19 protein-coding genes are annotated in these 23,003 nt (G+C 61.3%); 4 read left to right on the top strand and 15 right to left on the bottom strand.

All coding sequences use genetic code 11. From position 1 onward, the window contains the following. Window positions 1-129: 129 nt before the first annotated feature. The gene (gene uvrA, locus KIH81_RS08230; protein ID WP_214304919.1) at window positions 130-3,063 is read right to left on the bottom strand and encodes an excinuclease ABC subunit UvrA; all 2,934 of its coding nucleotides are present in this window, start codon (window positions 3,061-3,063) and stop codon (window positions 130-132) included. 310 nt (window positions 3,064-3,373) lie between these two features. Here uvrA and KIH81_RS08235 point away from each other — a divergent pair, with 310 nt between their 5' ends. The 3 genes from KIH81_RS08235 to KIH81_RS08245 all read left to right on the top strand — a co-directional run bounded on the left by KIH81_RS08235 (window position 3,374) and on the right by KIH81_RS08245 (window position 5,328). Beyond that, a complete protein-coding gene (locus tag KIH81_RS08235) occupies window positions 3,374-4,318 on the top strand; it encodes a virulence RhuM family protein/type II toxin-antitoxin system death-on-curing family toxin (protein ID WP_214304920.1) in 945 nt (314 codons plus the stop codon). A gap of 120 nt (window positions 4,319-4,438) precedes the next feature. Next, a complete protein-coding gene (gene mscL / locus KIH81_RS08240; protein ID WP_214304921.1) occupies window positions 4,439-4,888 on the top strand; it encodes a large conductance mechanosensitive channel protein MscL in 450 nt (149 codons plus the stop codon). 74 nt (window positions 4,889-4,962) lie between these two features. Then, a complete protein-coding gene (locus KIH81_RS08245) occupies window positions 4,963-5,328 on the top strand; it encodes a phage holin family protein (protein WP_214304922.1) in 366 nt (121 codons plus the stop codon). Between the two features lie 151 nt (window positions 5,329-5,479). On the opposite strand, the gene KIH81_RS08250 is transcribed toward KIH81_RS08245, so the two are convergent. From KIH81_RS08250 to hisF, 8 genes are all read right to left on the bottom strand, one after another. Further along, complete coding sequence (locus tag KIH81_RS08250; protein WP_214304923.1) at window positions 5,480-6,706, bottom strand: MFS transporter; 1,227 nt, start codon at window positions 6,704-6,706, stop codon at window positions 5,480-5,482. A 116-nt stretch (window positions 6,707-6,822) separates the two neighbouring features. Next, window positions 6,823-8,178 carry an amino acid permease gene (locus KIH81_RS08255; protein WP_214304974.1) on the bottom strand — a complete coding sequence of 452 codons (1,356 nt, stop codon included), beginning with the start codon at window positions 8,176-8,178 and terminating at the stop codon, window positions 6,823-6,825. 213 nt (window positions 8,179-8,391) lie between these two features. Beyond that, entirely contained in the window at window positions 8,392-9,147 is a 756-nt protein-coding gene (locus KIH81_RS08260) for a DUF1287 domain-containing protein (protein ID WP_420829139.1), read from the bottom strand. Window positions 9,148-9,952: 805 nt separating this feature from the next. Beyond that, complete coding sequence (locus KIH81_RS08265) at window positions 9,953-11,545, bottom strand: zinc-ribbon domain-containing protein (protein WP_214304924.1); 1,593 nt, start codon at window positions 11,543-11,545, stop codon at window positions 9,953-9,955. Between the two features lie 205 nt (window positions 11,546-11,750). After that, window positions 11,751-12,164: an HNH endonuclease gene (locus KIH81_RS12290; protein ID WP_338024749.1), complete on the bottom strand. Its 414-nt coding sequence runs from the start codon at window positions 12,162-12,164 to the stop codon at window positions 11,751-11,753. Between the two features lie 1,249 nt (window positions 12,165-13,413). After that, window positions 13,414-14,970 carry an anthranilate synthase component I gene (locus KIH81_RS08280; protein WP_214304925.1) on the bottom strand — a complete coding sequence of 519 codons (1,557 nt, stop codon included), beginning with the start codon at window positions 14,968-14,970 and terminating at the stop codon, window positions 13,414-13,416. A gap of 41 nt (window positions 14,971-15,011) precedes the next feature. Next, a complete protein-coding gene (hisI, locus tag KIH81_RS08285; RefSeq protein WP_214304926.1) occupies window positions 15,012-15,422 on the bottom strand; it encodes a phosphoribosyl-AMP cyclohydrolase in 411 nt (136 codons plus the stop codon). Between the two features lie 32 nt (window positions 15,423-15,454). Beyond that, on the bottom strand, window positions 15,455-16,225 hold the full coding sequence (gene hisF / locus KIH81_RS08290; RefSeq protein ID WP_214304927.1) for an imidazole glycerol phosphate synthase subunit HisF: 771 nt from the start codon (window positions 16,223-16,225) through the stop codon (window positions 15,455-15,457). 196 nt (window positions 16,226-16,421) lie between these two features. Between hisF and KIH81_RS08295 the strand changes: the two genes are divergently transcribed. Then, a complete protein-coding gene (locus KIH81_RS08295) occupies window positions 16,422-16,970 on the top strand; it encodes a type 1 glutamine amidotransferase domain-containing protein (RefSeq protein ID WP_214304928.1) in 549 nt (182 codons plus the stop codon). 280 nt (window positions 16,971-17,250) lie between these two features. Here the strand turns inward: KIH81_RS08295 and rlmN are convergent, their stop codons facing one another. The 6 genes from rlmN to rpsB all read right to left on the bottom strand — a co-directional run bounded on the left by rlmN (window position 17,251) and on the right by rpsB (window position 22,846). After that, window positions 17,251-18,420, bottom strand: a complete 1,170-nt coding sequence (gene rlmN, locus KIH81_RS08300) for a dual-specificity RNA methyltransferase RlmN (RefSeq protein WP_214304929.1) — start codon at window positions 18,418-18,420, stop codon at window positions 17,251-17,253. 62 nt (window positions 18,421-18,482) lie between these two features. Next, window positions 18,483-19,469 carry a phosphatidate cytidylyltransferase gene (locus KIH81_RS08305; RefSeq protein ID WP_214304930.1) on the bottom strand — a complete coding sequence of 329 codons (987 nt, stop codon included), beginning with the start codon at window positions 19,467-19,469 and terminating at the stop codon, window positions 18,483-18,485. 24 nt (window positions 19,470-19,493) lie between these two features. Beyond that, window positions 19,494-20,045 carry a ribosome recycling factor gene (frr, locus tag KIH81_RS08310; protein ID WP_214304931.1) on the bottom strand — a complete coding sequence of 184 codons (552 nt, stop codon included), beginning with the start codon at window positions 20,043-20,045 and terminating at the stop codon, window positions 19,494-19,496. A gap of 74 nt (window positions 20,046-20,119) precedes the next feature. After that, window positions 20,120-20,860: a UMP kinase gene (gene pyrH, locus KIH81_RS08315; protein ID WP_109056041.1), complete on the bottom strand. Its 741-nt coding sequence runs from the start codon at window positions 20,858-20,860 to the stop codon at window positions 20,120-20,122. 228 nt (window positions 20,861-21,088) lie between these two features. Further along, complete coding sequence (tsf, locus tag KIH81_RS08320; RefSeq protein WP_214304932.1) at window positions 21,089-21,940, bottom strand: translation elongation factor Ts; 852 nt, start codon at window positions 21,938-21,940, stop codon at window positions 21,089-21,091. A 78-nt stretch (window positions 21,941-22,018) separates the two neighbouring features. Beyond that, on the bottom strand, window positions 22,019-22,846 hold the full coding sequence (rpsB, locus tag KIH81_RS08325; protein WP_214304933.1) for a 30S ribosomal protein S2: 828 nt from the start codon (window positions 22,844-22,846) through the stop codon (window positions 22,019-22,021). Between the last annotated feature and the right edge of the window lie 157 nt (window positions 22,847-23,003).

Genomic DNA, 23,003 nt, shown 5'->3' on the forward strand with positions numbered 1-23,003 from the left:
TGCGCAGTACGAGCGTGGGGTCGGCATATACGATGTCAGACCGTAAAGACTCGGCCTGAGCGGCCCGGAGCGTGTCGGACATCGTATATGCCGACCCCACGCGGACACCGGACCGGATAAGGAAAGCGATTAAAGCATCGGCTTCAGGAATTTTCCGGTCCAGGAATCCTCGCATTCGGCGACCTGTTCCGGCGTGCCCTGGGTGACGATGGTGCCGCCGCCATCTCCGCCTTCCGGTCCCAGATCGATGAGCCAGTCAGCCTCCTTGATCACATCGAGGTTGTGCTCGATGACGATCACGGTGTTGCCCTTGTCCACCAGGGACTGCAGCACCTTGAGCAGCTTGTTCACGTCCTCGAAGTGCAGGCCGGTGGTCGGCTCGTCGAGGATGTACACGGTCTTGCCGTCCGACCTGCGCTGCAGTTCGGTGGCGAGCTTCACACGCTGCGATTCGCCGCCCGAAAGCGTGGGCGCCGGTTGACCGAGACGGATGTAGCCGAGGCCCACGTCCACCAGGGTCTTGAGGTACCGGGAGATGCCGGTGTACGCCTTGAAGAAGTCGGCGGCCTCCTCGATGGGCATGTCGAGGATGTCCGCCACGGTCTTGCCGTTGTAGGTGACCTCCAGCGTCTCGCGGTTGTACCGCTTGCCGTGGCAGACCTCGCAGTCCACGTACACGTCCGGCAGGAAGTTCATCTCGATCTTCAGCGTGCCGTCGCCGTGGCAGGCCTCGCAACGGCCGCCCTTGACGTTGAAGCTGAACCGGCCGGGGCCGTATCCGCGCACCTGCGCCTCGGGGGTCTTGGCGAACAACGTGCGGATCTTGTCCCAGACGCCGGTGTAGGTGGCGGGGTTGGAACGCGGCGTGCGCCCGATGGGGTTCTGGTCCACATGGATCACCTTGCGCACCTGGTCCACGCCTTCCACGCGCGTGTGCTTGCCGGGCACGATGCGTGCGCCGTTGAGCTTGTCCGCGAGCACCGGGTAGAGGATCGTGTTCACCAGCGAGGATTTGCCGGAGCCTGACACGCCGGTGACCACGGTGAAGACGCCGAGCGGGAAGTTCACGTCGATGTTCTTGAGGTTGTTCTCGCGTGCGCCAACTACCTTGAGCACCTTGGTCTTGTGGACCTTGCGCCGATGGACGGGCACGGCGATCTCGCGCCGGTGGGCGATGTAGTCGCCGGTGATGGAGCGCTTCGCCTCGATGAGGTGCTTGGCGGGGCCGGAGTAGATGACCTCTCCGCCGTGTTCGCCGGCGCCGGGGCCGATGTCCACCACCCAATCGGCCTGACGTATCGTGTCCTCGTCATGTTCGACCACGATGAGCGTGTTGCCGAGGTCGCGCAGGTGATGCAGGGTTTCGATGAGCCGTTCGTTGTCACGCTGGTGCAGGCCGATGGACGGCTCGTCCAGCACGTACATGACGCCGACCAGACCGGAGCCGATCTGCGTGGCGAGACGGATGCGCTGCGCCTCGCCACCGGACAACGTGGCGGCGGCGCGAGACAGCGTCAGGTAGTCGAGGCCGACGTCGTTGAGGAAGCCGAGGCGGGCCTTGATCTCCTTGAGCACCTCGCCGGCGATCATCTGCGCGGCGCCTTCGAGCTTCAGACCGTTGACCCATTCCAGTTCACGGACCACGGGCATGTCACATACGTCGAAGATGGACTTGCCGTCCACGGTGACCGCCAGGACCTCGGGCTTGAGCCTGCGACCGTGGCAGACCTGGCAGGGCACCTCACGCATGTAGGACTCGTAGTATTCGCGCATGGACTGCGAGTCGGTCTCGTCATGGCGGCGCATGAGCGTGCGCACCACGCCCTCGAACCCGGTGGAGTATTCGCGCAGACGGCCCCAGCGGTTGCGGTAGGAGACGTCCACCTTGAAGTCGTGGCCGTACAGGATGTCGTGCCGGACGTCCTCGGGCAGGTCCTTCCATGGGGTCTTCATGGAGAATCCCATCTCGCGGGCCAGGCCTTCGAGGATGTGGCCGTAGTACTGGGAGGTCATCTTGGTGCCGCTCCACGGCTCGATGACGCCTTCGGCCAAGGACTTGTCCGGGTCGGAGATGATGAGGTCGGGGTCGATCTCCAGTTTGAAGCCCAGGCCGGTGCAGGCCGGGCATGCGCCGTAGGGTGCGTTGAAGGAGAAGGTGCGCGGCTCGATCTCGTCCAGTTCGAGCGTGTGACCGTTGGGGCAGCTGCGGTGTTCGGAGAACGGCTGACGGCGGGCGGGGCTGCCTTCCTCCTCGTCCACGAAGTCGATGACGATGCTGCCGTTGGCGAGCTTGAGCGCGGTCTCCACCGAGTCGGTGAGGCGCTGGCGGATGCCGTCCTTGACTACAAGACGGTCCACCACCACCTCGATGGTGTGCTTCTTCTGCTTGGTGAGCTTGATGTCGTCGGACAGCTGTTTCATCTCGCCGTCGATGAGCGCGCGGGCGTAGCCGTCGGAACGCAGGAGTTCGAGCATGTCCACGAATTCGCCTTTACGGCCTTTGACCACGGGAGCCAGAATCTGGAATCGTGTGCGCTCCGGGTAGCCGAGCAGTGTATCCACGATCTGCTGCGGGGTCTGCGAGGCCACCGGCTCGCCGCATTCGGGGCAGTGCGGCACGCCGGTGCGGGCGAACAGGAGACGCAGGTAGTCGTAGATCTCGGTGATGGTGCCGACCGTCGAACGAGGGTTGCGGTTCGTGGTCTTCTGGTCGATGGAGACGGCCGGGCTCAGGCCTTCGATGAAATCGACGTCGGGCTTGTCCATCTGCCCGAGGAACTGACGGGCGTACGCGGACAGCGATTCGACGTACCGGCGCTGGCCTTCGGCGAACAGGGTGTCGAACGCCAGCGAGGATTTGCCCGAGCCGGACAAACCGGTGAACACCACCATGCGGTTGCGTGGGATCGCCAGATCAACGTTCTTGAGGTTGTGTTCGCGAGCGCCCTGGATGGTGATCTTGAGGTCGTTGGGGATGTGCGAGATGTCGGCCACGAGCGAGCCGTCATGCTCCACGAGCGGCGCCTTCCTGATTTCCCGCGACAGGAACGAGTCGCTGGTCATCACCTTTTCGACAATGACCTCGCCGCTTTTGCCTTTGGTTCGTCTCGCAGCGTCATTCCGCGTTGTCGCCACAGTCTTCCCACCTTCCGTCTTGTCGGCATCTCCCCTGTGCGGACCCGAGACAGAGATTGTCTCCCGAACGCACGTATGTCATGTCCTTCCATAGAATACCTGATTCCACGACAAAATTCGAACATATGTTCCATTTGTGTGTTATGCTTATTCATGTCATCGGGTGTCTTCCGGGAGAGCATGCGAATATGCCGAACGATGGCAATGCATGTATACGCATTATGCGAAGGAGCAAACCATGGTCTCGGAAACGAATCGGCAGATTGAGCTCTATGAGAGCGCGGACCACACCGTCCATCTCGATGTGAAAGTCAACCAGGACACCGTATGGCTAACGCAACAGCAGATGGCGCTGCTGTTCGGTCGCGATGTGACAACCATCCGCAGACATATCAAAGTCGCGCAAGCCGAGGAATTGCAAGGAATTTCAACTAGTGCATATTTTGCACTAGTTCAGCATGAGGGCGAGCGAACCGTGGAAAGGCAAGTCATCCATTACAACCTCGACATGATTCTTTCCATCGGATACCGCGTGAAGTCCAAGGAAGGCATATATTTCCGTCGTTGGGCCAACTCAGTGCTCAAACAACATCTGCTTGAAGGTTACACCATCAACCGGCGGCGCCTTGATGCGCTTCACACCGTAGTCAAAGTATTGCAGCGGTCCAACGAACCGGAAATCGCGGGGGCTGCCGAGATTCTGAACCGATATCTGCCAAGCCTTACATTGCTCAGCGATTACGATATGGGCACGGTCACCTCCCCGAAAGGTGACGAATCCTGCTGGCGGCTCACTTACGAAGATGCCGCATCGTTCGTCAGGTCAATGCCGTTCTATAGGCAATCCGACCTGTTCGGACGTGAGCGCAATGGCTCATTCCAAGGTATCGTAAATGGTCTATATCAGACATTTTCCGGGGAGGAACTGTATCGCTCAACGCAATCCAAAGCCGCGAATCTGCTGTATCAAATCGTCAAGGACCATCCTTTTTCGGATGGCAACAAACGCTGCGCCGCGGCTTTGTTCGTCTATTTTCTAGATCGGAACGGCGTTCTGAAAGATGACGCAAAGCTTCTGGTGGAAGGCAATGCGCTCACCGCCATGACGCTGATGATCGCTTTATCCTCGCCCTCGGAAAAAGATACGATGATTGCGCTGGTCGAGAACTTCCTCGCCCACTGATCAGCGGAACCTGGGTCGGCTTCCGATCCAACGATCTTGCGTCATTCATTTTTCATCGGTTGCGGAAGACCATGATCCATCCAGGAATCGCAACACCGCATCTATACCAAAGGAGCAATAATGATCGATGGATTCAAGAAGTTTATTTCACGGGGAAACATGATCGACATGGCGGTCGGCGTGGTGATGGGCAGTGCGGTCACGTCGGTGGTGAACGCGATTGTGAACAGTCTCATCAACCCGCTGATCGCCATGGTGTTCGGCAAACCGGATATGAGTGGGCTGCTAGCGTTCACGTTTAATGGTGCCACGGTGTCGTTGGGCGCGGTACTAGGCGCATTGCTTAATTTCCTGGTGATCGCCGTGGCTGTGTATTGCTTCATTCTAGTGCCAATAAATAAGTTCCGTGACATGTCCGAGGCGCTGCTGGTCAAGGCCAAGATCAAGCAGGAAGCCGAAGAGAAGGCCAAGGCACCGGAAATCACGCCTGAAGCGCAAACCGTGGCCCTGCTCACCGAGATCCGCGATCAGCTTGCCGAACGGTCCGGGATGCCGCTTCGGCATGATTGATATCCGTTTCGCCGATTGCGTGTAATCCGTGTAATCACATTCCGGTGACATTTGGGCTGGGAGAATCGGGAGGTATGAGACAATTCATTTCCCGTTGGCTGGTGTTGACGATCGCCGCGGCCGTCATGGTCGCCGTATTGCCCGGTATGGAGGCGGTGGGCGAGCCGCCAATTCTCGGCGTGGCCGCGTTTTCCCTGTTCATGGCGTTGATCAACGCCTCGATCAAACCGGTCGTGCATCTGCTCGCGTTGCCGATTTCCATCCTGAGCCTTGGCCTGTTCGCGTTGATTCTCAACTGGCTGTTCATGGAGCTCGCCTCGTATCTGGCGTTCTCCCTGTTCGGCGTGGGCGTGGTCATCGATGGCTTCTGGTGGTCGGTGATCGGCTCGGTCATCATGTCGATCGTCTCCGGCATCGTTGGCGGCATCATCGGCGAATAACGAATCATGAACCATTGCCGGCCCGCCGATCATGGCCGAATATGACTTGTGCGCATGTCCCGATTCATATCGAGGCATGCGCACAAGTCATATTCGGCCGGCGTGTGCAACGCCAAGCCGGCCTGGCGTTGGGGGTGTGTCGGGAAGCCCGTTACTCGAGCGCCGCACCCTTCCTCTCGGGGATGAAGAACATCGTGATGAACGCGATGATGTAGATGGACGCGATGGTGGCCAGCGCGAAGCCGAAACCGTGGCCGGTGGCGATCGCCGCGATGACGACCGGGCCGAGGCCGCCGCCGATGAAGCGGCCGGTGTTGTACAGTGCGGTCTGCGCGGTGGCGCGAAGCTCGGTCGGGAACAGTTCGGAGATGAGCGCGCCGTAGCCGACGATCATGCCGTTGGCGAACATGCCCATGAAGAAGCCGCCGATGAGCAGCGCGTTCGGGTCCTTGAGCTGGCTGTACACCACCACCATGATGGCCGCGCCGATCTGGAAGATCCAGAATGCCGGGCGGCGGCCGAGGTGATCGGCGAGGAAGCCGAACACGGAGATGCCGAGCATCATGCCGAGCACGGTCACGGCGGTCCAGATGCCGGTGGAGGTCAGGGACAGGTTGAGCTCGGTGTTGAGGTAGCTGGGCAGCCAGGTCATGATGCCGAAGTAGCCGCAGTTCTGCACGGTGCACAGGATGATGATGGCGATGGAGAAACGCACACGTTCGGGCGTGGAGAACAGCTGGCGGATCGAGCCGTGTTCCTTGGCCGTCTGGCGATGCTTGAGGTACAACGGGGGCTCGGGCACGAACACCCGGATGAGGATGGCCACGATGGCCGGCACGATGCCGATGGCGAACAGGCCACGCCAGCCGAAGGCGGTGAGGATCGGGGCGCTCAGCAGCGAGGCGAGCAGCACGCCAACCTGGAAGCCGAGTCCCACGCCGGAGGTCGCCTTGGCGCGGTTGGCCGGGCTGGACGCCTCGGCGGCGATGGCCATGCCGATGCCGAATTCCGCGCCGATGCCCACGCCGGCGAGGAAGCGGAACAGCGCCATGAGGAAGAAGTTCGGGGCGAACGCCGAGAACAGCGTGAATACGCCGAAGAAGATCACCGAATAGGTCAGCACGCGGATGCGGCCGTACTTGTCCGCCAGACGTCCGAACACCAGACCACCCAGGAAGGCGCCGGCCAGCGTGATGGTGGTCAGCGTGCTCGCCGTGGTCTTGTCGATGTTGAAGCTGGCCATGATGCCGGACATCGCAAAGCCCAGAATCATCAGATCAAGGCCGTCGAGCGCGTGCCCGACCGCCGAGGAGAATACCGCCAGACCGGCATAGTGCTTCATGCCGCTGGCCTTATCCACAGTCTCTTTCTCTGCCATGAACATGGCTGTCCCTCCGCTCTTCTCGTTACGGTTCGGCGGAAGATTGTAGTGGATAAGGTGAACAGACGGGAAACGAGGCATGTCGGACAATGACATGCCCGTCCCGATCCTCGCTAATCCGCGGACTCCTCACGCTTGCGGCGACGTTCCAGCGCGTAGTAGCCGGCGTAGCAACAGGCGACGAACGGAATCATGCAGTAGGGCGTGGAACGCTGCGTCTCGTCGAGCACCACGAGCACGAGCGCGCCGATGCACATGGCGATGGCCAGCCACGGCAGCACCGGGAATCCGGGCGCCCGGTAGCCGAGCTCGGATACGCTATGCCCCGCCTTCGCCCATTCGCGGCGGAAGCGGATATGGCACACGCATACGGAGAACCACACCACGAGCGTGGCCAGACCGGAGACGGCCACCAGCACCAGGTACACGGTGGACGCGGCGATCACCGAGGAGAGCAGCGCGAGCAGGGAGCCTGCCATGGAGAACAGCACGGCCCACACGGGCACGCCGTGGAAGTTGGTCTTGGCGAACCGGGCGGGGATGAGCCGTTCCTTGGCGAGCGACCAGACCATGCGCGAGCACACGTACAGGCCGGAGTTCGCGGCGGAGAGCACGGCCGTCAGCACCACGAAATTCATCACGTCGCCTGCGAACGGCATGCCGATCGACTGGAACACGAGCACGAACGGGCTGGTTTCCACGCCCGCCTGATGCCAGGGGATCAACGCCGCCATCACCGCGATGGATCCGATGAAGAACATGGCCAGACGGAACACCGTGGTGTGCACGGCCTTCGGGATGGCCCGGCCGGGGTCCTTCGTCTCGCCGGCGGCCACGCCCACCACTTCGGTGCCGGAGAAGGCGAACACCACGGTCAGCAGCGTGGAGAACACGGGGGCGAAACCGTTCGGGAACCAGCCGTCCGACACGAAGTTGCCGAACAGGGGCGCATGGTCGTATCCGGAGATCGGAATCGCGCCGAAAATCGCAAGCAGGCCGATGACGATGAACGCCACGATGGCGAACACCTTGATCGAGGCGAACCAGAATTCCGCCTCGCCGTACAACCGCACCGACAGGATGTTGAGCGCGAACACCACGGCGATGAACACGGCCGACCACACCCATGAGGGCGAATCCGGGAACCAGCGCTGCATGAGCAGGCCGGCGGCCGTGAATTCGCTGGCCAACGCCACCGCCCAGTTGAGCCAGTAGAGGATGGCGATGACGAATGCGCTGCCGGGACCGATGAACCGTTTCGCGTACAGATGGAAGCTGCCCGCATACGGCATGGCCACGGATAGCTCGCCAAGCGAGACCATCACGCAGTAGACCAGCAGTGAGCCGACCGCATACGCCAGGATCGCGCCCAGCGGACCCGCCTGATGGATCGTGTATCCGGAGGAGACGAACAGGCCGGTGCCGATCACGCCGCCCAGGGAGATCATGGTCAGATGGCGGGATTCCATCTTCCGTTCGAGACCGGTGCCGGTGGCCGAGCCGGTCTCGCCGTCTGCGTTCGAAGCCCCGGTGGTGGCTGTGGCCTTTCCGTCGTCCGACATGCCTGCAAACTCCTTTGGTCATGGGTGGGTTTCCGCGGATGGACCTCCCTATGATAGCCGGACGTGGGCCTAGACGGTGAATCGACGGACGGACGGCCCTGGCTGCGTCAGGACACTGCGTCAGGACCGCTGCCAGGCCTTCAGTACGCCGGCCGGCACCCGAGAGGCGTCGAAACGGTAGTGTCCGGTGACCGTCATGTGTTTCTTGAACGAAAAGTAGTCGTTTTCGCGTTGTTCCTGACCCATGTTGTGGATGACGTAGGTCAGTCCGCTTGCATCGCGTTTGTCGGAGATGACGCCGATGTGCTTGGTGTGCGCGAACACCACGATGTCGCCGGCCTGCCATTGGGCCTTGTCGTCGGTGTCCGTGGTCAGGCTTTGCGCGTATTTGGCGAGGAACACGTCGAGCACGCCAGTGCGACGGAAATCGATGTTCGGGTCGGGATTCGGCGCCACGGCGGCGTAGGATGCGGGGTCGGCCGCGATATCGGCGTCGACCATGGCCTTGAGATCGTAGCCGGCCTCGCGGAAGGCGCGCCAGATGACGTCGGTGCAGGCGCCGCGGTCGTCCGGCGGGTAGCCGCCCTGATAGTAGCCGCTGTCATATTTGGGCTTGTTCGCGGCGTCCTGCAGCGCGCCGTCGAGGATGTCCGCGTAGTCGTCAGTGCCGTTGCCGTTGAAGTCGACCGGACTGGCCTGTCTCGGGTATCGACGCTGCGCTTCCTGCTTGGACATGACCGACGTATCGTCGGGCTGCTTTCCGCCGGTAACCGAGGCGATGGACGTGGTAACGGTCCTACCAAGCGCGCCGCCCATCGAACGCCATGGCAGGCCGGTCATATGCCGTACGGCCAGCGCTCCCCCGGCGACCAGCACCACGACCAGCAGGGCGGAGATGCATGCCCCGGCCCATCGGCCGATCCGCCGATGATCGTTCCGGAGGATATCCCCATCCGACTCATTCACATGCTGCACCATGGTTCGCCTCCGCCCGTACCGGTCGATTACTGGCTCCACTCTATGTGGCATGGTCCGTCATGCATCGTCGCATACAGGTTTTCTGTATGATTCCGCCATCAGTTCAATAAACAACGTGTTGTTTTAAGCAGATAACAGACAAATCAGACACCACGTTGATCAAAGACGAAGGCTACCCTCTCCGAGGAGAACTGTCGAACGGAGTGAGACTGAAGGGAGCCGCCGTTGAAACCGGAACTCCCCTCAGTCAGCTTCGCTGACAGCTCCCCTCAGGGAGGGGAGCCTTCGCGGCACAGCCGCTCATCTCACCTACAAACAGTCCACCGGACTGTTTGCTTCACGGCTCAGCCCTCACAAGAGCATGTGTCTCACAACTCGCGCAGTTGTACAAGGCTGTTTTGAGGCTCTTTTTGCGTTTTAGGGCAACAATGAAGAACCGTTCTCTGATAACGCATTTGAGATTTCATCTCAATGAGAGTCTTTGCTGAATTTTGATTAAAATCGTGCGGCATTCCATACTGATGCGTACTGCATTATTGAGGCAGCGAGTTTGGATCCACCGCATCACTGGCAGCGACGTCCTTTGATACTAGCGTGCAGACGTCCAAATCCTTGTTTGAAGAGAAGGCGGCACAAGACAATGCCAGCCCTTCACAGGCACCCAAGGCCGGGACGACTTGGCATACCATTCCACTTGTTAGCATCACTCATTTGGGTCAATAACGCCGTTCTGATTCTCATCCACAGGGATATACGACCCTTCACCGCCACCGGAAGGCTTGTTCTCTATGCCAAAAGGAACATACTTACTAGACTTCCCCATCTCGTAGTAGATGTTACTGCATGAAGTCATTGCTCCAGTGACACCAGCTGCGCACTGATAAGACTCATATGCTTGATAGCCAACCGCATCTTCCGGCTGACCGAAATCTTCAGGCGAATCTGAATCATCTGAGTCTGAACCGTAATTGCCAAAATCAGCGTCCGCTGAGTCAGAAGCGGAATCCGAATCATCCGAGCTGGAGCCTGTGTCTCTCACCTGAATCAAGCAGGAGTACAACTGGGATGACAGGTCAGCGGTACATACGGCAGAAGATGTGTTCGTGATGTCGACGGCCTGATTGTCCCCCTTGGCGCTGTTGTCGATTCCATTTTGAGTTAATAACATATACAAATAGGCACCACTGCTTGCATAGTTGCCATTGCTAATGCCAAGGCCTTTTGCGATGCACGCAAAAGCGGGTGCATATGCAGCATTCCCATCATAAGCATCAAAGGAAAGGCTGATGAGGCTGCCTCGCGGTTTTTTGACATCAACATATTGGTTTGACGGGCAGTTCTCCGCAAAAGCAGTCTCCGCATTCGCTTTCACTCCAGCCTCACTTGAATCAGCGGACTGCGATTTAGAAGGGGTGGAGTCTTGTTTTACACCATTGATCACTGCAGCAACAATGAACACCAGGACACAAAGGGCCACGAAGGCAATGCCGATCCATTTCTTCCACTCTGGGCGGACAGTCTCAGAGACAGCCGGAGCATTCGCGGAGACCGGCAGAGGGCGTCTCTCTCTTGTTTGCTCTGGTTCGACAACGGTTTGCGAAACATCCTCTGAACCAGGCGAATCAGGCAGTTCGGCTCCACATTTCATGCAGAACCTCTGGCCTTCGGCGGTCAGCTTCGCACCACACTTCGGACAAAACATGATTCCTCCTTCTGAGTGCGACGCCGGAGCCGGAGCAGCAGGTGAAGTCGCATAATTATCTCTGGCGAACTGCTCAATCGGAGAAACCGAATGAGATTCTTTGTGCAGGTTGTTCCATCGCTCGACAGCCTCACTAACATCACATCCGGCTCGAAGCTGTTCCTCAATGAAGGCAACTGCTTTTCTCGTTCGACACACCTCGGGGAATTGATTTAGTATTTCCTGAATGCGCGAGGTGTTCTGCAGACGCTGGTCTGCCAAATCGTCGAGTTCCCGCCAGTGAGCATTCACTGCCTTAGCAGCAGTTTGATATTCCAGGAAAAGGAATAGTCCACATCCCAAACAAATAAGGCCTAATCCGCCGAAGACAAAAGCCGGCCAACTTCGAGACAGGCCGACAGAGATGCTTACGGCAACGGACAGCAGGGTGACACCAACAATCAACCAGATCAACGAGTGTGTTTTCCGGTTCCTTATTGCAGTAATCGTATTCCGGATTGACTGCGATTCGGTATCAATCTTGTCCACTCGGCTCCACAGCGAATCCAGCTGGGCCAATTGATCCCTGTTCGGAATAGTCTGATGATCCTCCATCACTACCCTCTCTTTGATCTTCGATGACCTGCTTTCAGAGTACCACTCTGGCCACGGCTTTCCGCTGAGATACTAAAAAAGATTGCCCTCACCTCAGCCGAAGCTGAAGCGAGGGCAATCATTGTGTTGAGAGGGGTTCACTCCCCTTTTGCGATGGCGCGTTCGTCCACCGCATCTTTGGAGAGCTTGCCTGCGAAAGCCTGGTTTACGAGCACATAGACGGCTTGAGCGACACCGACAACGGCGGTGAGCACGACACCCACGAATGGCCTGTGAAGCCGTTGGTGGCTGCGATGGCGACGACGCCAAGCAGCAAGGAAACAGCGAGAGGAGTCAGTCCCACGACCTCGGCGGGGATGAATTTCTTGAACGCCTGCACGAAGGCTGGTGCAATCAACGCCACAATGGGCTCAAGATGTGCCGGGTTGACCCATTGAGGGTTAGCGCAGATGTGATGCACGGTCTGTGTTCCAAGTGGCCCGTGAGCGATTTCGCAGACAACGCGGTGAAGAAAGAGCTTTCCCCTAATCCGGTTGTGGAACCGGTCAAACCCCATGCTCCAATCAACCTTCGGGTAACGGATGCCATCACGAAAAATCCACAACGGGTAGGTGTACATGGACTCTTTTTGATTGAGTCGCACTCCTTTTCCAACCAAGCGAAGAAAGCTTCTCGCACATCTGGTGGAAGTCCGCCTTCATTGGCCATTTGGTGAAGTTCTCACCAACCGATTCCAAGCGTTTCACGCAAATTCTTTGGTGCCATATGCAAAAACTACTCCTTGATCAAATGTCTTGTGATCGCGAGCTCCAACGCTCTCCAGCCTCAGCACGCCGCTTTAACAGCGGTGCCAAATCTGACATTGAGAACTTTCCTTCTGCATCCTTATGCAATGCACCGCGCTTCGCCCATAAGCGGATCGTAGCCGTTGGTACTTTGATTCCGGCCTTTGCGCACTCTCTGCTTAACTCAGAGGCGGTTCCGGTGACCTCACTACTCGCCAATAGGTCGATAAGGCGGTCTCCGACTTCGCAGCGCAACTGCATCCGCCCGCACTCTTTGCACTCGCCAACCGGTGCACCCATGTTCAGCCCACGGCCCGCCACACACTGAACATGAGCCGATGAGGGACGAATCACGTTCCTTGTGGTTCACAATGGAGTCCACTTTCGCGGCAAGCGCTTCAAGCTTGCGAAGCCACATCATCACATCCTGGCGACGCGCCAAGCCCTCGGGGCTTCCTGCGATCCACGACGCTTGGAACTGAAGGCTCTCGCCAACGCTCATCACCTTGGCTGTGGTGCGACCACCAAAAAATGGGTCTGCAAACCCGATTCCATTCAGCTCTGAGCATCCACACGCACGAGCCGCGAGCCTCACTGTTTGCGCGCACTCGTTGAGCACATCCCATGCGGCCACGTTCACAGCAACGGGCGCGAATGGGCTTCTCGGACTGTGGCCGCGGCTTGGTGTCTTCCACTCGCGGAGTGCCAAGCCGTGGAGTGGAACCGCATTGACGGCGATGGTTTGAGCTGCCTTAGAGAGATGCGACATGCACTCTTTGCACAGCAACATGCCAGCTACGCGAGTCCGGCCATCGAGCATTGAGCATGTTTGCTTCACCGCCATGAGCCGTCTTTCTGCTTCAGATGCGAATCCAGCTCGAACGCTGTCTCAAACTTCAACCCACAGGCGCATGCCCATGTTTTCCGCCCCGATCCGCCATGCTTCCCTGAAACCCGCAAATGCCGGTTCAGGCCTGAATTCGGCACCATTTTGGAAGACCCAGTTGCCTCACTCAATATAGACGCGCTCCCTTGAAAACGTTGGAATAAAGCCATTTTCAAGGGAGCGTATTGTCTTATTTACTACAGTTCGCGCAGCTGGGCGGCGATCTGCACGGCCTCCACGCTGGCCTCGGCCTTGTTGCGCGTCTCCTGCCATTCGGTGGCGGGCACGGAGTCGAGCACGATGCCGGCACCGGCCTGCACGCTCGCCTCATGGTCGCGCAGGAACGCGGTGCGGATGGCGATGGCCATGTCCAGATTGCCGGAGAAGTCGAAGTAGCCCACGGTGCCGCCGTAGATGCCACGATCGGCGGGTTCCAGCTCATCGATGATCTCGATGGCGCGCGGCTTGGGGGCGCCGGAGAGCGTGCCGGCCGGGAACGCGGAGGTGAACACGTCGAACGCGGTCATGGACGGGTTCACTCGACCGGTCACGGTGGAGCAGATATGCATGATATGGCTGAACCGCTTGATGTCCATAAGGGAGACGACCTCGACCGTGGTCGGATCGCACACGCGGCTCAGGTCGTTGCGGGCCAGGTCCACGAGCATGATGTGCTCGCTGCGTTCCTTCGGATCGGCCAGCAGCTCCTTGGCGAGCTTCTCGTCCTCCTCCGGGGTGGCGCCGCGCGGGCGGGAGCCTGCGATCGGGAAGGTCATGGCATGGCCGTTGTCCACCTTGATGAGGGTTTCCGGGCTGGAGCCGATCACGTTGAAGTCACGGCCCTGCGCGTCGGTGAGCGCCATGAAGTACATGTACGGGCTCGGGTTCAGGGTGCGCAGCACGCGGTACACGTCGAACGGGTCGGCGGGCGAATCGATGTCGAGTCGCTGGGAGATGACCACCTGGAACACGTCGCCGTCGATGATGTGGCGCTTGGCCTCCTCCACCGCATGCTCGTAATGGCTCTTCTCGGTGCGGAAGCGCAGTTCGGGCTGTTCGACCGTCTCGTCCAGCACGTTGACACGCGCCTCGCCCTGCGTGGGCGTGGCGGCGTCGCGCTGCATTTGGTCGAGTCGGGCCACGGCCTCGTTGTAGGCGGCATCCGCGCGGGTGGGCTTGTCGTCCACGTTCACCGCGTTGGCGATGAGCCATACGGAGCCGGATACATGGTCCACCACGGCGATGTCCGTGGCCAGGGCGAGCACGGTTTCCGGCTGACCGGTCTCGTTCGGCGCCTCGGCGCGCAGGGTGGGCTCCCAATGGCGGATCGCATCCCAGCCCACCGTGCCGACCAGACCGCTGGTCAGGTTCGGCAGACCCTCCACATGCGGGGCCTTCAGCGTCTTCAACGTGGCATGGGCCACTTCGATCACGTCGCCGGTGCGTGGCACGCCCGCCGGCACCTTGCCGAGCCAGTCGGCCTGGCCGTCATGGGAACGCAGCTGGGCCATCGAGTTGACGCCGATGAAGCTGTATCGGCTCCAAGTGCCGCCGAATTCCGCCGATTCGAGAATGAACGTGCCGCTGCGGCCACCGGCGAGACGCTCGTAGAAGCCTACCGGCGTGAGCGAGTCGGCGAGCAGCCTGCGCACGATCGGAATCACACGGTATCCCTTATCGGCCAACTCGTGGAACTGTTCGCGGCTGGGCCAGGTGGCACCCCACTTCAGGTGCTTGACGCTGCATTCGCTCATACGATCCTCCTTGGGAAAAGCTGTTCGGATGGGAAGCCGGCTCACTGGTCGGCGGGACGGTGGCCTTCGACCACGGGCAGCGGGCCGCCTTCGAGGAAACAGCTGCGCTTGCCGGTATGGCAGGCGGCGCCCACCTGGTCGACCTCCACCAGCAGCGCGTCGCCGTCGCAGTCGAGCGAGACGCCCTTGACGTATTGCACATGGCCGGACGTGTCGCCCTTGCGCCAGTATTCCTGGCGGGACCGGGACCAGAAGGTCACGCGGCCGGTGGTCAGGGTGCGACGCAGCGCCTCGTCGTTCATGTATCCGACCATCAGCACCTCACGGGTGTCGTACTGCTGGATCACGGCCGCGACCAGACCCTTGGAATCGCGCTTCAGTCGTTCCGCGATGCGCGGATCCAGGGTTTCGGAGTTGTCGTATGCGATGGTTTCGGTGGTTGTGTTCGTCATGTCCTCTTGCTTTTTCGTATGGTTGCTTCGTTTCAGCGCACGGTGTAGCCGTGCTTCTTGAGTTCGTCCTTGACGTCGGCGATGGTCATGATGCCGTAATGGAACACGGATGCGGCCAGCACGGCGTCCGCGCCGGCCTCGATGGCGGGCGGGAAGTCCTCGACCTTGCCGGCGCCGCCGGAGGCGATGATCGGGATCTTGACCTCCTTGCGCACGGCGCGGATCATTTCCAGATCGAAGCCCTCCTGGGTGCCGTCGGCGTCCATGGAGTTGAGCAGGATCTCGCCTGCACCCAGTTCCTCGGCGCGCTTGACCCACCAGATGGCGTCGATGCCGGTGGATTTGCGGCCGCCCATGGTGGTGACCTCGAAACCGGACTGCGTGTGCTGCTCGCCCTTCTCACGGCGGGCGTCCACGGAAAGCACGAGCACCTGGTTGCCGAAGCGGTCCGCCACGCGGCTGATAAGCGAGGGGTCGTTGATGGCTGCGGTGTTGACGCCGACCTTGTCCGCGCCGCAGCGCAGCAGGGAATCCACGTCCTCGGGCGTGCGCACGCCGCCGCCGACGGTCATGGGGATGAACACCTGCTCGGCGGTGCGCGAGACCACGTCGATCATGGTGCCGCGGTGCGAGCTGGATGCGGTCACGTCGAGGAAGGTGATCTCGTCGGCTCCCTGCCGGTAGTATTCGGCGGCCAGTTCCACGGGGTCGCCGGCATCCTTGAGGTTCTCGAAATGCACACCCTTCACCACACGACCGGCGTCAACGTCCAGGCACGGGATGACTCGTACCGCCAACGACATGCTTCACTCCCCTGTTCGGCTTTGCAGATAACGCTCCTCAGCCTACCTATCTCCCGTTACATGGCCGCGGGCGTTTCTGGAATATGAGAATCGACGTGATTGCGCGCCCCGCGAACCATCGGCAAACGGCCGCGCTCAGGCGTGGACTGTGGGAGAATATGCGATGGAACCATCCGCCAATCCAAAGGAGGCTGTCATGGCTGTGGAGAACAGCAAGGTACTGATCATCGTGAACAACTGGGGCATCGAGGAGACCGAACTGACGCGCCCGCTGCGCGATCTCAAGGCCGCCGGCGCGCAGGTGACGCTCGCCGCCACCACGTTGGATCCGTGCGAGACCGTGCAGCATGACCGCTACGAAGGCGAGACGCTGACCCCGGACGCCCGTCTGTCGGATGTGCAGGCCGCCGATTACGACCTGCTGGTGGTCCCTGGCGGCACCTGCAACGTGGATCGTATCCGCGTGAACGAGGACGCCATCGCCCTGGCCCAGGAGTTCGCCCATGAGGGCAAGCCGATCGCGGCCATCTGCCATGGCGCATGGCTGCTGGTGAACGCCGGGCTGATCGCCGGCAAGACGGCGGCCCCCTGCCGCTACATCGCGGCCGACATCGAGAACGCGGGCGGCCACTACGTGGACGAGCAGGTGCATGTGGACGACGCCAACGGCTTCTGCCTCATCACCTCCCGCAAGCCCGACGATCTGGACTACTTCGTGGGCGCGATCAAGGACGCACTGAAGTAAAGGCGCCCCGCGAGCACGTCTCGTCACGGTATGGAATCGGCCTTCGTCCGATGCTGTGTCTTCCGCAGCTTTGCTGCCGCTTCTCTCCTTCCGTCATCGGCTACGCCGATGACACCTCCCTCGTCAGAGGGAGGCTGGGCTATATGTCATAGTCCTTGGCTCCCTCTGACGAGGGAGCTCCCGGCGTAAGCCGGGTGAAGGAGAGAAGTAAGCAGCGAAAGCTGCGCAAAATCAGTAGCATCGGCCGAAGGCCGATTCCTTTCCCCGCAAGTAGCGATGCTCAGCGTTCCTTGGCGGCGAGCTGTCCGCAGGCGCCGTCGATGTCCTGGCCGCGGGTGTCGCGCAATGTGGCGGTGATGCCGGCGGCATGCAGAATGTCCAGGAACCGCGCCTCGTCCTCGGGCTTGGAGGCCGTCCACTTGGAGCCTTCGATGGGGTTGAGCGGAATCGGATTCACATGCGCCCAGTTGTCGCCGTAATGGTTGAGCCGCTTGGCCAGCAGACGCGCATGCTCGGCCTGGTCGTTGATGCCGCGCATGAGCGCGTATTCGATGCTCACGCGGCGCTTGGACGCCAGCCAGTAGTCATGGGCGGCGTCCAGCACCTGTTCGGTGTTGAAACGCTTGTTCATCGGCACAAGCTCGTCGCGCAGCTCATCGCTCGGCGCGTGCAGCGAGACGGCCAATCGCACCGGGATGCCTTCGGCGGTGAGCTTCCTGATACCGGGCACCACGCCCACGGTGGATACGGTGATGTTGCGGGCGGAGATGCCGAATCCCTCGGGCGGCATGGAGGAGATCTGGCGCACGGCGGACAGCACGGACCTGTAGTTGCCCATCGGCTCGCCCATGCCCATGAACACGATGTTGCTCAGGCGTCCGGGACCACCGGCCACTTCGCCGTCTCGCATCATTTTGGCGGCCACGCGCACCTGTTCCACGATCTCGCCCGCGGACATGTTGCGGGTCAGGCCGAGCTTGCCTGTGGCGCAGAACGGGCATCCCATGCCGCATCCCACCTGGGAGGAGATGCACAGCGTGGTGCGCGTCGGGTAACGCATGAGCACGGATTCGATGAGGGAGCCGTCGAACAGCTTCCACAGCGTCTTGATGGTGGTGCCCTGGTCAGCCACCTGGCGGGTGACCTCGGTGATGAGCTGCGGGAAGAACGCGGCCGCGGCGTCATCGCGCTTGGCGGCCGGGAAGTCGGTGAACTCGGCGGCGTTCACGTCGAAGTGGCCGTAGTAGTGGTTGGCCAGCTGCTTGACGCGGAACTTGGGCAGGCCCAGTTCGCCGGCGCGCTCGATGCGCTCCTCAGGGGTCATGTCCACGAAATGCAGCGGCGGCTTGCCTCGGCGGGCGTGGTCCTTGGACAGCACGTCGCGGAAGGCTCCCGCGGTGCCGCCCGGGGTGATGCCGGTTTCCGGGGTGTCGGTTTCCTGATTGGTCATGACGTTCGCTTCGCTCTCGAATCTTGCATTGATTGGTGACTGTCCTGCGACCGTCCGCCGCGTCACAGTCCGGTGACCCACAGCAGCGCGCAGGTGAACGGCGCGCTCATGAGGATGGAATCGACGCGGTCCATCACGCCGCCGTGGCCCTTGAGCAGGTGGCCCATGTCCTTGATGCCGATGTCCCTCTTGAGCATGGAGGCGCACAGGTCGCCGAAGGTGCCCACCGCGCCGATGAGGATGCCGGCCACGATCGGCACCCACCAGCGGGTGGCCCAGGTGGCGGCGTCGTACGTGCAGGCGAACACGGCGAATGCGCCGGCCATGGCGAACAGCATGGAGCCGATGAGGCCCTCCACCGATTTCTTCGGGGAGATGCGCGGGCTGAGCTTGTGCTTGCCGAGCCATGCGCCGGCGAACAGGCCGCCCGTGTCGGACAGGGCGGGCATGAACACCAGCATGATGGCGTGCGCGACGGGATGGCCGTTGAACGTGAGCGGGATGATGATGCAGCTTGCCAGCAGCGGGATGTACAGCACGGTGAGCACGGAGACGGCCACATGGCTCAGCCGTGAGTGGTGCTGCTCGCCGCCTTCATGGTTGAAGGACGATTCCAGACGGGCGCTGGCGTCCGTGTTGGAGAGCTTGCCGGCGACCGCCAGGGAAAGGCGGTTGCCGAAGCTGAGTTTGGCGCTGGCGGAAATCGCCACGAGGATGATCGAGACGATGATGCTCAGCGACATCGTGATGAGATGGTACGGGGAATAGTAGGTGGCAAGGAGTGTGAGGGCCGAGCAGATCCAGAGCATGAGCACCGGAATGTGCAGTCCCACGGTGGCGAAATCGACCCTCAGCTCCCACAGCGCCAGAATCATGAACACCACGACCAACAGCACGAACAGGTCGATGCTGAACAGCAGGCAGCCGAGAATGATCGCGATGAGCATCACGGCCGTGCCGATGGCCTGTGGCATGTTGCGACCGGTTTTCTTGTTGATCTGGTCGAGGGTCTCCTCGGCCTCTGCGTGTAGTTGTTCGTTGCGTTCCATAATGCTCCGTACCGGGTCCGGGAATCAGACCTCCATGATCTCCTTCTGCTTGGTCTCCAGCAGGGCGTCGATTTCGTCGGTGATGGACTTGGTGACCTTGTCGAGGTCCTTGAGCAGGCGATCGCCCTCATCCTCGCCCATGTCGCCGTCCTTGACGGACTTGTCGATGGTTTCCTTGGTCTTGCGGCGGATGTTGCGCACGGCGACCTTGCCGTCCTCGGCCTTGCCCTTGGCGAGCTTGACGTATTCCTTGCGGCGGTCCTCGGTGAGCTCCGGCATGGTCAGGCGGATGACGTTGCCGTCACGGTTCGGGCTGATGCCGAGATCGGAGTTGCGGATGGCCTTCTCCACGGCGGCGGCCTGGGAGGCGTCGAACGGGGTGACGGCCAGGGTGCGCGGCTCGGGGACGCCGATGGAGGCGACGGCCTTGATCGGGGTCGGGGCGCCGTAGTAGTCGACCATGATGCCGTTGAGCAGGGCCGGGTTGGCGCGACCGGTGCGGATGCCCGCGAAGTTCTCCTTGGTGTTTTCCACGGTCTTAGCCATCTGTTCCTTGGCCTGATCGATGAGGGACATGTTCACTCCTTTTGATTGGTGGTGTTCGTCTATGAACGCTTGGTATCTGATTGTAGGCGATTGCCGGAGGCGGCTCAGTCGGCCACGCGGGATTCGGCGGTGGAGACCAGCGTGCCGATCTCGTCGCCCAGCAGCGCGCGGGTGACGTTGCCCTGGCCTTCGAGGCCGAAGACGCGGATGCGCTTCTTGTTGTCGCGGGCCATGGACAGCGCGGAGGCGTCCATGACGGCCAGGTTGTCCACGAGGGCGCGGTTGTAGCTCAGCGTCTCGAAGCGCTTGGCGTTCGGGTCCTTGCGCGGGTCGGCCGTGTACACGCCGTCCACGCCGTTCTTGCCCATAAGCACCTCGTCGCAGTGGATTTCCAGGGAACGCTGGATGGAGACGGTGTCCGTGGAGAAATACGGCATACCGGCGCCGGCGCCGAAGATGACCACGCGGCCCTTCTCCAGATGACGGATGGCCTTGAGCGGAATGTACGGTTCGGCGACCTGTCCCATGGTGATGGCGGTCTGCACACGGGTGGCCTGTCCCTCCTGCTCCAGGAAGTCCTGCAGCGCAAGGCAGTTCATCACAGTGCCGAGCATGCCCATGTAATCGCCGCGGGAGCGGTCGATGCCGGCCTGCTGCAGTTCGGCGCCGCGGAAGAAGTTGCCGCCGCCCACCACGATGGCCACCTGGACGCCCTGCTTGACGGCGGGGACGATCTCCTCGGCGATGCGGCGGATCACCTGGGTGTCGATACCCACCTTGCCGCCGCCGAACGCCTCGCCGGAGAGCTTGAGCAGCACCCTGCGCGGCTTGTCCTGTTCAGTCATGTTGTGCCTTTCCTTACAAAAACGACAAGTGCCTGAAAATATCCAGTAGATAAGCGTATCGGCTTACGACGACACCCCGATGCAGCGACACCCGGCACCATACGAAAAGCGCCACCCAACCTGAAGTTGGATGGCGCTTCCCCCCGTCCGACATGGCATGCCGTGCCGGGCGATCACGCTGGACGCACTGGGTCAGACCGGTGCGGAAGCGAGCGAGTCCTTATAGACTCACTCCTCCTCGCCCTTGCCGACCTCGATGCGCACGAAAGCGGTGGCGGAGCCGCCGACTTCCTTGAACAGGTCGCCCACGGTCTTGGACGGATCCTTGACGAACGGCTGCTCGAGCAGCACGACTTCCTTGAAGAAGGCGTTGAGACGGCCCTCGACGATCTTCGGAACGATCTTCTCCGGCTTGCCTTCGGCCAGGGACTTCTCGGTGGCCACGCGACGCTCGGACTCGACGACCTCGGCCGGGACGTCCTCGCGGGTCAGCCACTTGGCGCCCATGGCGGAGATCTGCAGGGCGGCCTCGTGGGCCACGGCGGCGCCGGCCTTGTCGGTGGCGATCATGGCCACGATGCTCGGCGGCATCTCGGCGGACTTCTTGTGGGCGTAGATCTCGACGTGCTCGCCGGAGACCTTGGCGTACTGGCCGACCTTGACGTGCTCGCCGAACAGGGCGGCGGCTTCCTCGATGGCCACCTTGACGGTGGAATCGCCGGCCTTGGCCTCCAGCAGCTCCTCGGCGGAGTTGGCGTCGGCTTCCACGGCGTAGCCGAGGATCTCCTCGGAGAACTCCACGAACTTCGGGGTCTTGGCCACGAAGTCGGTCTCGGAGTTCAGCTCGACGGCGTAACCAGTCTCGCCGTTGGCGCCCTCGACGACCTTGGAGGCGATGGTGCCTTCCTGGGCCTTGCGGCCTTCACGCTTGCCGGCCGCGGCGATGCCCTTGGCGCGGATGATTTCCTTGGCGCGGGCGACGTCACCCTCGGCCTCGGTCAGGGCCTTCTTGACGTCGAGCATGCCGGCGCCGGTGTCTTCACGAACCTGCTTGATCAGTGCGGCGGTAATTGCTGCCATTGATTTTTCTCCTTGAGAATATTGCTTACCCAAAAACGATGGGAAGCGCTGTATTCAGGCACTTCCCATCGTAGAGCATCACTCGGCCTTCGGGGCCTCGGTTTCGCCCTCGGCGGCGGCCGGAGCGGCCTCAGCCGGAGCCTCGTTGGTCAGGAGTTCCTTCTCCCAGGCGGCCATCGGCTGCTCGGCGGTCTCGCCGGCGGCCTTGTTGGCGCCGGAACGCTCGAGCAGACCCTCGGCGACGGCGTCGGCCATCAGGCTGGTGAGCAGCTCGATGCCGCGGATGGCGTCGTCGTTGGCCGGGATCGGGTAGTCGACGATGTCCGGATCGGCGTTGGTGTCGACGATGGCGACGACCGGGATGCCCAGCTTGTGGGCTTCCTCGACGGCCAGGGCCTCCTTGGTGATGTCGACCACGAACATGGCGGACGGGGTGCGGTTCATGTTGCGGATACCGCCCAGCTGCTTGTTGAGCTTGTCCTTCTCGCGCTCAAGCAGGAGGAGTTCCTTCTTGGTCAGGCCGGAGCCGTGCACGTCGGTGAAGTCCATCTCCTCAAGCTCCTTGAGGCGGTTCACGCGCTTGGAAACGGTCTGGAAGTTGGTCAGCATACCGCCGAGCCAGCGCTCGGACACGTACGGCATGTTCACGCGGGTGGCCTGGTTGGCGACGGCTTCCTGAGCCTGCTTCTTGGTGCCGACGAAGAGCACGGTGCCGTTGTGGGCCACGGTGGTCTTGATGAAGTCGTACGCCTTGTCGATCATGTCGAGCGACTTGAACAGGTTGATGATGTGGATGCCGTTGCGCTGGGTGAGGATGAACTGCTTCATCTTCGGGTTCCAGCGGCGGGTCTGGTGGCCGAAGTGCAGGCCGGCCTTCAGCATGTCGCTCATAGTGATCTGAGCCATGGTATTACTACCTTTCTTGTCGGTTCTTGCCTGGTCATGCGCACCTGCGTGCAGCCGCTCCCCCGCCTGATGCGGGCTTGCAACCGACCGACACAGGCCGTCGCGAGCATGACGCGAATTTTTCGTGTGCCGGTTGACAATATTGGGGTGGCCCCGA

The sequence above is a fragment of the Bifidobacterium miconisargentati genome (genome assembly GCF_019331675.1).
Lineage (GTDB): Bacteria > Actinomycetota > Actinomycetes > Actinomycetales > Bifidobacteriaceae > Bifidobacterium > Bifidobacterium miconisargentati.